The sequence below is a fragment of the Paraburkholderia sediminicola genome (assembly GCF_046027825.1).
GTDB lineage: Bacteria > Pseudomonadota > Gammaproteobacteria > Burkholderiales > Burkholderiaceae > Paraburkholderia > Paraburkholderia sediminicola_D.
Window position 1 is genome coordinate 24,025 of record NZ_JAQQDU010000087.1, and the last position, 9,974, is coordinate 33,998.

8 protein-coding genes and 1 riboswitch are annotated in these 9,974 nt (G+C 63.5%); of the genes, 5 read left to right on the forward strand and 3 right to left on the reverse strand.

Annotated elements, in window-relative coordinates; genetic code table 11:
- Positions 1-130 precede the first annotated feature (130 nt).
- The gene (locus PQQ96_RS33080) at positions 131-1,411 is read left to right on the forward strand and encodes a glycosyltransferase family 87 protein (RefSeq protein WP_408300332.1); all 1,281 of its coding nucleotides are present in this window, start codon (positions 131-133) and stop codon (positions 1,409-1,411) included.
- A 105-nt stretch (positions 1,412-1,516) separates the two neighbouring features.
- Here PQQ96_RS33080 and PQQ96_RS33085 read toward each other — a convergent pair whose 3' ends face one another.
- Positions 1,517-1,924, reverse strand: coding sequence for a PPC domain-containing DNA-binding protein (locus PQQ96_RS33085; RefSeq protein WP_408300333.1), 408 nt, complete (start codon positions 1,922-1,924; stop codon positions 1,517-1,519).
- A gap of 21 nt (positions 1,925-1,945) precedes the next feature.
- Entirely contained in the window at positions 1,946-2,794 is an 849-nt protein-coding gene (locus PQQ96_RS33090) for a helix-turn-helix transcriptional regulator (protein ID WP_408300335.1), read from the reverse strand.
- A 2-nt stretch (positions 2,795-2,796) separates the two neighbouring features.
- Here PQQ96_RS33090 and PQQ96_RS33095 point away from each other — a divergent pair, with 2 nt between their 5' ends.
- The 4 genes from PQQ96_RS33095 (at position 2,797) to PQQ96_RS33110 (ending at position 7,617) form a co-directional block, all read left to right on the forward strand.
- Positions 2,797-3,471 (forward strand): class I SAM-dependent methyltransferase, encoded by a 675-nt coding sequence (locus tag PQQ96_RS33095; protein WP_408300336.1) that lies wholly within the window; start codon positions 2,797-2,799, stop codon positions 3,469-3,471.
- A gap of 62 nt (positions 3,472-3,533) precedes the next feature.
- Positions 3,534-4,964 carry an amidase gene (locus tag PQQ96_RS33100; RefSeq protein ID WP_408300337.1) on the forward strand — a complete coding sequence of 477 codons (1,431 nt, stop codon included), beginning with the start codon at positions 3,534-3,536 and terminating at the stop codon, positions 4,962-4,964.
- A 51-nt stretch (positions 4,965-5,015) separates the two neighbouring features.
- Positions 5,016-6,284 carry a TCR/Tet family MFS transporter gene (locus PQQ96_RS33105; RefSeq protein WP_408300338.1) on the forward strand — a complete coding sequence of 423 codons (1,269 nt, stop codon included), beginning with the start codon at positions 5,016-5,018 and terminating at the stop codon, positions 6,282-6,284.
- Positions 6,285-6,660: 376 nt separating this feature from the next.
- A complete protein-coding gene (locus PQQ96_RS33110) occupies positions 6,661-7,617 on the forward strand; it encodes a phosphotransferase family protein (RefSeq protein WP_408300340.1) in 957 nt (318 codons plus the stop codon).
- A gap of 79 nt (positions 7,618-7,696) precedes the next feature.
- On the opposite strand, the gene PQQ96_RS33115 is transcribed toward PQQ96_RS33110, so the two are convergent.
- Positions 7,697-9,664, reverse strand: coding sequence for a TonB-dependent receptor domain-containing protein (locus PQQ96_RS33115; RefSeq protein WP_408300342.1), 1,968 nt, complete (start codon positions 9,662-9,664; stop codon positions 7,697-7,699).
- 89 nt (positions 9,665-9,753) lie between these two features.
- A riboswitch (cobalamin riboswitch) is annotated at positions 9,754-9,950 on the reverse strand.
- Between the last annotated feature and the right edge of the window lie 24 nt (positions 9,951-9,974).

Below are 9,974 nucleotides of genomic sequence, written 5' to 3' on the forward strand. Positions count from 1 at the left end.
GTACCCACGGCGATTAACCCATTTCCAGCCGGGCGTTACATGATTCGGCGCAACCGTGCGCCAATCCATTGCGGCCGATGGCGGCGCGAGTTGGACTTATGAACGGACGTTTCAGCGTCCGTGCGGATGATTGAATCCACGATCGAAACTGGCCGATGCGCCGCCGCGATGTACACTCCCTCAAAACCAGAACGGGGGCGCCATGGCGAGGGCATCAGCACGGCTGAACGGACGAGTGGGGCACCAACGCCTCGCGCTCTATGCTTCGGCGGCGCTGGCGATTCAAGGCGCCGTGCTGTTCGCAGTGATCATCCGATATTATTTTTTCTGGGATGATTCGAGCGCCCTTGTCGGCGTTGACTTTACCGTTTTCTGGTCCGCCGCCAAGGTCGCGATTGATCACGGCGCTCCCGCCGTATTTTCACCGCAATGGATGACCCCGCTGGAGGCGACCCTAAGGCCCCTTGCTACCGTCGCACCATGGCCATATCCGCCGACATTCCTGGCGGTGCTGTTACCGCTTGGGCTGCTTTCATTCCGCGCCGCATTCGGCTGTTACGCCGTATTGTGTCTCACGGCATACGTCATGGCTATCGGGCGTCTCGCGAGGGGGCTTGACGTTGCAGCCATGCTTGCGCTTGCATCGTTCCCGGGGGTGGTGGTTTGCATCTATACCGGGCAGAACTCACTAATCACGATAGCTGCGGCCGGCGGCGCGCTTGGGTTGCTCGCATCCAATCCGATAATGGCCGGCGCATGCGTCGCGGTGCTTGCGATAAAGCCCCAGTTCGGGGTGCTTTTCCCGCTCGCGCTGATCTGTGGACATCATTGGAAGGCGCTCATTGCTTCCGGGTTGTGCGCTGCGGCTTTTGTGGCGGCCAGTGCGGCATTGCTCGGCAGCGCGGCATGGTCCGCGTTCGTCTCATACCTGCCGGAATTTAATCGCCTTGCGGTTTTGCACGGCGGACACCTTTGGGGCGCCACGCCGACCGTGTTCGCGTCGGCAAGGCTGCTCGGCTTGTCGGTTGGAGGAGCGTATGCCGTTCATGCGCTGATCGCGGTGCCGGCCGTCGCTGCGATGTCATATCTGTGGATCGTGCGCGCCCGGTTCGAACTGAAGGCATCGGCTTTGTGTATCGCGACACTGCTCGTGCAGCCCTATCTCCTCTATTACGATCTTGCCTGGCTTGTTTTGCCTATCGTGCTCTTGATGCGCGAGGCAAAGACGAGAAAACTGAATCGCACCGAATGGCTAGTTCTCGGCATGGCTTGGCTGATGCCTGCCCAAGGAATTTTCGCGGTGCTGATGGATGTTCCATTGCAGCTCGCGCCGGTCGTGCTGGTTGCGCTGCTGGCGGTTGTCATGCACCGGCACATCGCTTACGCGTCTGGCACCGCGCTATATAGCTAGTCGTCGCCCAGCCCTTTGGCGCGCGGTGATGTCAAATGTCAGCTACAGCGGAGTAACGGTCGAAAGGCCTTGTTCCTCAACGCCGCCCGCACCTATACGTCGCGCCTACTTCGTGGGCGGTTCATTTCGTATCACCAGCTCCATGAAACCTGAACTTGAGTCCTGCTCGCGGGAGAAGCGATGTTCGGGAAGAAGCGCCAGCAATATCTCCGCGGTTGTACGGACCGTGCAGCCGCGTGCCACATGACCACCGAACACTCGACCGCGTGGGTCGGCAACTGACATGTGCAGATGCGCGCCGTCAGGTGATAGGGACCCGGCCAGCGTCAGGATTTCCAGATCGTCGCGCAGCTCGGTGGGATCCTCGTCGCCGGCAAATCGCAATTGGGCAACGCTGAGGCTCCCGATGCCCTGGATCACGAAGGCCGCCTGCAATTTGACCTGACGCAGTACGTCTTCGAGGGCGGTACGCAGATCGTCGCCGGGAAAGAGGCGCAAAGGATGGGCTTGCATCGCGAGGTTCCAGGTTAGGCGCTAGGGGTTCACAGTCGCTTCGCAGAACGTAACACTGAGACGGCTACGCTCGAACATGAAGGACGGGGCAATGCCGAACGTGGCGCGAAAAGTTCGCGACAGATGGGCGGAGTCCGAGAAGCCCGCCACATGAGCCGCTTCGGTCAAGCTCGATCCGCGCATGGCCGCCTCCGCCGCCGTGCGCAGACGGCACCATAAAACATAGCGTCGCAACGGTACGCCGGTCGCTTCGCGAAAGCGGTGCGCCAGCCGGCTGGGAGAGCGGTGCACGGCCGCCGCCAGCGCCGCCAATGTGATCGGTCCGTCGAGACGCTGGCGCACGAGCGCGCAAACCTGCGAGACCAGCGCATCATCGCTCGAGTTGCTGTTCGCGGCCTGTCCGATCAAATTGTCCACCAACGACTGCGCCGCAAAGGCGTCCCCGGCTGCCGCGCGGCGAGCGAAGGCACGTAGCTGCGGGTTGAATGGCAAGGAGACCAGGCCAGCGCTTTCGCGGCCGGGAAAGCGTGCCCACTCACTGCTTTCGGGTTCCAGATAGAGCACCGCCGAGGTCCCGAACGCCGGATGTGCATGCGGGGTATCCGGCGGGACGAGGATCAGATCGGCGCGGTGCAGACCGGTTTGCGGAGACTCATAGACGACCGGCCCATCCAGGCCGAACGCTATTTGCGCAAGATGGTGCCGATGCTGGGCCGACGCGTAAGCGGGCGCCAGCATCAGTAGACGCTGCGGCCAGACATAGAGATGAAACGGAGTCGGAGACATATCAGCCAGTTTATTCAAGTCCGGGGAGCATTGCCGCGCGCATGCTGGTGTCTCGACTCCTAACCTGCGTGACTTGAGGCGCATTCATGTCTGCCAACACCGGCTACATCCACGCTCTGCGCTTTTCTTCCCTGAGCGCGCTCTACGACCCCGTCGTTGCCTTGACCTCCCGCGAGCAGACGTTCAAGTCGGCCCTGCTCGATGGCGTCGCGCTGGAACCCGGGCAACGCGTGCTCGACATCGGTTGCGGCACCGGGACGCCAGCGTGCATGGTAGCGCAGCGCGAACCGGGGGTGGAGATGCACGGGCTGGACGGCGACCCGGCGATTCTGGCGCGCGCCCGGCGCAAGGCGGCGGAACGCGGGGCCTCAATCAGGTTCTCGCACGGGATGTCGTTCCAGTTACCGTTTCCGGACAACCATTTCGACAGCGTGCTGTCGAGCCTCTTCTTCCACCACCTGAACCCCAGTTCCAAGCGGCGCACGCTGGCGGAAATTCTGCGGGTCCTGAAGCCGGCCGGACACCTGCATCTCGCCGACTGGGGCGCCGCGCAGGATCCGCTGATGCGTGCGGCCTTTCTCGTCATTCAACTGGTCGATGGATTTGGGACGACCCAGGACAACGTCCGCGGCAAGCTGCCCGGAATGATGACGCAAGCCGGGTTCGAGGGTGCCCATGTCGACGGGCGATTCCGCACGATGCTTGGAACCATGGAGATTGTTCGCGCCAAAAGGCGTTCCTGGAGAGATCCGGAGCAGTGAAGTCGTGATCGCAAACGACATGACGTTGAGCTCGAGGTTTAACACACACGGAGAAGATCACGATGGCGATCAAGGAATATGCCGACTACGACGGCCTGGGCCTTGCCGAATTGGTGCGTAACAAGGACGTCAAGCCTTCCGAGCTGGTCGGGGAGGCGATCGGGCGCGCGGAAAAACTCAACCCCACGCTCAACTGCGTGGTGTTCCGGGACTACGACCGGGCACGTGCCACCGCACAGGGCGATTTGCCCAAAGGCGTGTTTTCGGGCGTTCCGTTCTTCCTCAAGGACATCTTTGCCAACGCCGAGGGCATGCCTACGAGGATGGCCGCGCGCTTCATGCCGCCGGTTCCCGGGGCGCACGATTGCTTGCTGACAGCGCGTTACAAGGCAGCGGGGCTCGTCCTTCTCGGCAAGACCAACGTTTCCGAGTTCGGCCTCGTGCCGACGACGGAATCCAGGCTTTATGGGCCCGCGCGCAATCCCTGGCATCTCGACTACTCGCCGGGTGGCTCGTCGGGCGGGTCGGCGGCTGCCGTCGCCGCGCGTATCGTGCCGCTCGCCCATGCCAATGACGGCGGTGGTTCGATCCGCACACCGGCGTCGTGTTGCGGGCTTGTCCGTCTCAAGCCGACCCGCGCGCGGATGAGCTACGCGCCGGATTTCGGTGACATGCTCGACGGCCTCGCCAACGATCACGTTGTGTCGCGCAGCGTGCGCGACACGGCGGCGGCACTCGATGCGACGGCCGGGTGCATCGAAGGCGATCCCTATTGGGCGCCCGATCCTCCGCGATCGTATCTCGCCGCAATGGCCGTGAAACCGAAACAACTGCGCATCGCCTTTTCGACGAAACGAACCGACGGAGGCACGCTGCATCCCGATTGCGTCGCGGCGGTCGAACAGGCGGCCAGGCTTTGCGAACGCCTCGGCCATATCGTCGAAGAAGCGACACCGGACCTGAACCAGACGGCGCTCATTCCGGCCTTCATGGCGTTCTGGGCGAGCCATCTCGCCGCGGGCATCGATCACATTGCGCACCTCACCGGACAGACGCCGTCCGACGACAAATTCGAAGGACTGACGTGGGGGCTCTATGAAGCAGGCAAGCGCATCACGGCCAGCGACTATCTCCTCGCCAGGGGCGCCATGCAGGTCGCGGCGCGCAAGGCCGCGGCATTCCACAAGGATTACGACGTCTGGCTGACTTCGACTTTGGGTTCGCCTCCGGTGAGGCTTGGCACCTTCGACCTGGACGAGCGCGATCCCCAGAAATCATTCGCACCGCTGATCGATTACGTGCAGTACACCGCGATGCAGAACGTGACGGGACAGCCCGCGATCACGCTGCCGCTTCACTGGAACGCGGTGGGTCTGCCGATCGGCGCGCACTTTGTCGGGCGCTACGGCGACGAGACGACGCTTCTGCAACTCGCCGCGCAACTTGAACACGTTGCACCCTGGGCGCAGCGTCGCCCCAACCTCGAGGGGTGAGCCGTGGAAGTCAGGAATGAAACCCGGCTCGATCAACCGGCAAGGCCCACCATGCCCGCATCGCCATCCGCTCCTCCTTCCGCCATGCGCAGCCAGGCCGCGGTGATCTTCATCTTCATCACCGTGCTCATCGACGTACTTGGCTTCGGCATCATCATCCCGGTGTTGCCTGAACTGGTGCAGCAGATGATGGGCGGCGATGCCGCCCACGGCGCGGCTGTGTATGGGGTGTTCGGCGCGGCGTGGGCGCTGATGCAGTTCATCTTCTCGCCGCTGCTGGGCTCGATCTCGGACCGCTTCGGGCGGCGGCCGGTGGTTCTGATCTCCTGCTTCGGCTTGGGACTGGATTACATCGTGATGGCGCTGGCGCCGAACCTTGGCTGGCTGCTGTTCGGGCGCATTGTTTCCGGTATCTGCTCGTCCAGCGTCTCCGTCGCCGGCGCCTACATCGCCGACGTGTCGCCGCCCGACAAGCGCGCCGCCGGCTACGGCATGATCGGCGCAGCCTTTGGCCTAGGCTTTGTGGTGGGGCCGGCGCTGGGCGGCTGGCTCGGCCATGTCGATCCGCGCCTGCCATTCTGGGGCGCGGCTGCCATGGCCCTGATCAACGCCGGCTATGGCCTGTTCGTGCTGCCGGAATCGCTGCCGCCCGAGAGACGCGACGTATTCCGCTGGAGCAGTGCTAATCCGGTCGCCTCGCTTGCCCTGCTGCGCACCCATCGCGAGTTGCGGGGTCTTGCCTGGATCAGCTTTCTCTACCAGTTGGCGCACTGCGTGCTGCCGAGCATGTACGTGCTTTATACCGCTTACCGCTATGGCTGGAGCGGCGAGACGATCGGCTGGACGCTGACGGCAGTCGGCGGGTTCAGCATCATCGTGCAGGGTGGTCTCGTGAAGCCCGCAGCGAAATGGCTGGGCGAGCGGCGCATGCTCTACGCCGGATTGCTGTTCGGCATGGCAGGCTTCGCCGGCTTTGCGCTGGCCCCGGACGGATTCTGGATGTGGGCCGCGCTGCCGGTGTTCGCGCTCTGGGGGCTGATCAATCCCGGGCTGCAAACGCTGATGTCGCACCGTGTGTCGGTCCACGAGCAGGGCAAGCTGCAGGGCGCCATCAGCAGCATCACCGGCATCGCCGGGATGGTCGGGCCGTTCCTGTTCACCCAGACTTTCGTCTACTTCATCGACAAAGGCCGTGCGTGGCCCCTGCCTGGCGCACCGTTCCTGCTCGCGTCCGGATTGCTGCTGCTGGCCCTGCTGCTGGCGAAAAACCAGCGTGGCGACGGTAGCAGTCGACCAGGCCGTGCCAACGTGCCGAGTTGAGCATCACCTGTCCAGTGCCTCAAGCTTGCCCGGGATACGTTCGCGAAGAAACTGCCAGACCGATTTCTATGGCGCCTGCCTGCGAGCAACCCAGCCATGAACGTACGCGGCAAGCGACGGGCGGCCGTGCTGGATCGTCAAGCCGTTCAAGGGCGATGCGCCGCTGGAATCGTCCCGCAACCTGGTGGGGTCGTCAGTACGGCCTCATCTCCTTCCAGAATATTTCCAGGCGTTACTTCCATGACAGCGGTGACAGTGCAAGGCTGTCCACACCGCCTTCCCGGTTACGCCGGAAATATTGCCCAACAATCGTTCAATTGCCGCGTGCAGACCCCCCTGCTGTAATACGCCGCTGACAAGGCATGGCGGGTGCGAGATGGGCGAGGAGGGCAGCAACAGCGATGCGGCGATCGCGCAATGCATGGCGGACGTGCTGCGCGAACGGCCGTTGCGGCTCGAACGCCAGGCGTTAGCCCATAGCGGCAACACGGTGTACCGCGCGCACATGGCCGGCGGTCGTTCGCTGGCGGTGCGCGTCGGCCCCAAAGCGCACCCGTTTTTGCACACTCGTTCGAATCTCGCGATGCTGCGCGGCGCCGGCCTGCCGGTGCAGACAGTGCTCGCGCAAGGGGCCATGCCCGCGGGTGGCGATTTTGTTGTGCTCGACTGGCTTCCCGGCCGCGATCTCCTCTATGCCTTCGACTCGCTCGATGCCAGGCAGGCCGAACGGATTGCCGAAGCCGTGGTCGCGTTCCAGTGCAGGGTGGCGCAACGGCTGCCCGCCCCCGCGCAGGGCGGTTTCGGCTGGGCCGCGATCGGCGCTCGCGCGCCTCGAGGGCGCTGGACGGAAATCTTTGACGAACCTGTGCCGGCTGCGTGTCACGTCGCGACGCTCGCGCGCACGGATGCCACGCTGCTCGAACGCTTTCGCGCGCGCCTTGGCCTCGTGCGTGCCTCGCTCGAGGACTACTTCGACACGCTGCGCCCCGTCTGCTTTCTCCACGACCTGACCATCAAGAACGTGCTGGTGGACGGTGGCGAATTAAGCGGGCTGATCGATTTCGATACGGTGTGCTATGGCGATCCGCTGCTCGTGCTGGGCACGACACTCGCGCATATCGACACGTTGGTGGGGGAGCGCGGCCGCCCCTATGCCGAGGCGCTCCTGCGCTGTTGGGCGCCGCAGGGTGAGCGCAGGCGCGCGACGGGCTTCTACGCGTCCCTGTGGGTCATCGGCTCGCTGTCGGTCGCCATCGACCAGGGCAACGCCGCGAGCGTGCGCTTTCTCACGCAGGTTCTCGACCAGATGCTGAGCGTGGCGGAACGTGCGTGAGCGACGATCGAAACTGTCCAGAGGAGCGGAAATGGCGCCCTCCCGGACGCTCACGCTGTCGGGAGGCAGCATGTGTTTCCTAGAACGTATAAGCCAGCTTGCCGAATGCCGTACGGCCCAGCGTGTTGTAACCGTACGCGGTGAAGTACTGCCGGTTAAACAGGTTCGACAGATTGGCGGACACGGTGAGATGCGAATTGACCTTGTAGGCGGCACGCAGCGCCACCGTCGTATACGACGGCAGATAGGTCGTGTTGAACTGGTCGTCGAAGGTCGATCCGCCGTAAAGCAGCGAGACCCCGGTGCTGAGGGCGTGCAACTGGAACTCGTCCCACGTGTGATCGACACTCAGGCTGACCGTCTGGCGCGGGCGGCGGTTAAGCCACGTCTGATCGGTGACGTCCTGCGGATTCAGAATGCCGATCGCCAGACTGACCGGCGTCGATTGGCCGATTGTGCCCTTGTACGACAGATCGATACCCTGGATGTGCGCCCGCCCAATGTTCACGGGTAGAAAGGTCGCCGAGTTGTAAGAGATGAGGTCATGGACCCGGGTGTCATAAACGGCCGCCGTGAAGGTGCCGAACGACGTCGAGGCATCCAGCGCGGCCTCGATCGTGTCGCTGCGCTCAGGCAACAGGTTCGGGTTCGCGTAGCCCGGATAGTACAGATCGTTGAAGGTCGGCAGGCGGAATGCATTGCCATACGAGAGTCGCGCCGTATAAACCGGCGTGATCGCATACGCCACGGCGACATTGCCGGTATTGACCGTCTGGCCCTGAACGATCTCGTGGCGCCCCGCAAGGAACACGGTCAGTGCGCCGAGCGTGGCTGACTGATGGAGCGAGACAGACGAATCGTTGCGCGCCGGCAAGCCTTGAGGGATATCGACCGGCAGGAACGCTAGCTGACGGCTAAAGTCGTAGGCGAGCTTCGTCTCTCCGGACAGCGGCAGATTGAACAGCGTGAGTCCGCGTTCCTGGTGCGTGAGCGAGGTCGACGTGCTGAAGCGCGTCGAATTGAACTCATCGGTCGAAATGGTCGGATCGTTCGCGTAGATGAATTGGCGGTCCGTGGCGTAGCCCACCGATTGGTCAAACTGCGTGGACGGCGTAATGTCCAGATGAAACGCGACGCCCGTCGTCAACTGATAATCGGCCTGCCGGTCGGTGCCCCCTGCATTGTCGTAAGACAGATCGGACCGGTGGTACAGGGCGAAGGTGGAAAGCGACCAGTTGTCGTGCGTATAGCCGAGGCGGGCATCCACATCCTGCGCATGGTACGGATTGCGGCCGTCCTCGTGGCCATAGCCATACGGCTGGGTCGCATCGATCCCCGCGGTGTTGTAGTCGTGCAGACCGAGCGAGTAGGTCACGCCCGACAGTGCCGAGAGCGGACCCGTGGACGGGATACTGCCCGATGTGCGGATTTGCGTATCGAAGGTCTTGTTCGAGCCGCCGCCTACGGAGACCGTAGTCTTGTTCGGCTGATTGGCTGCATGGTTGGTGAACAACTGCACGACGCCGCCCATCGCATCCGCACCGAACGACGCGGCCGCCGGGCCCGAGATGACTTCGACGCGGTCGAACGCAGAGGTCGGCAGATCCGCCCACTCGGCGATCCCGGTGGTCGCGGAACCGACCCGGATACCGTCGATAAACACGGCGACCTGACTGGCTGATGAACCCCGGATACTGACCGAGGCGGACGAGCCTGGGCCGCCGTTTTGTGAAATGGTGACGCCGGGCAGCGTGGCAAGGGCTTGCGTGATACTCGGGTCGGCCGGCGACAGTCGCTCGAGATCGGTGCGCGTCAGGACCTGAGTCGTGGCGTAGCGTTGATCGAACGATTGCGGCAGGTGTTGCGTGTCGCCGGTGACGAGAATATTCGGCAGCGTGGTGTCGGCCGGGGCTTGCTCGGGCGGCGGCAACGACGTGTCGTCCGCGGCCTGTGCGCCAATACTGAAGACGGCGAGCGCGCTATAAATGCCAATGACGAGTCGGCGCAAGGTTCCTTGTGGGGAACCGATTTGAACAGCAGTGGACATGACAGATCCTGAGGTTTGGGCTGTCGTTGCAACGAGCGGCCGCATAGGCGGCGCTTGCACATCGGGACACCCCGCCCCGGTGCGGCTGCGCAGACCCCGGTTTGATGGCAGGTCTCCTGGCTCGCGGGTCAACGTCACGTGCCGACCTTCCCGGTATTCCAGTGGTCATGAGTGGCACGGACTCGCCGCTTACAGTTGCGGGGGCAGCCGCAGACTCGGAGCATTGCTGCTCGTACTGCGTTCCCTTTTGATCCCGGTGACGGGAACCATCAGCGCGAAGCGTACCGATGCGTAGTGGTTGCCGTCAACC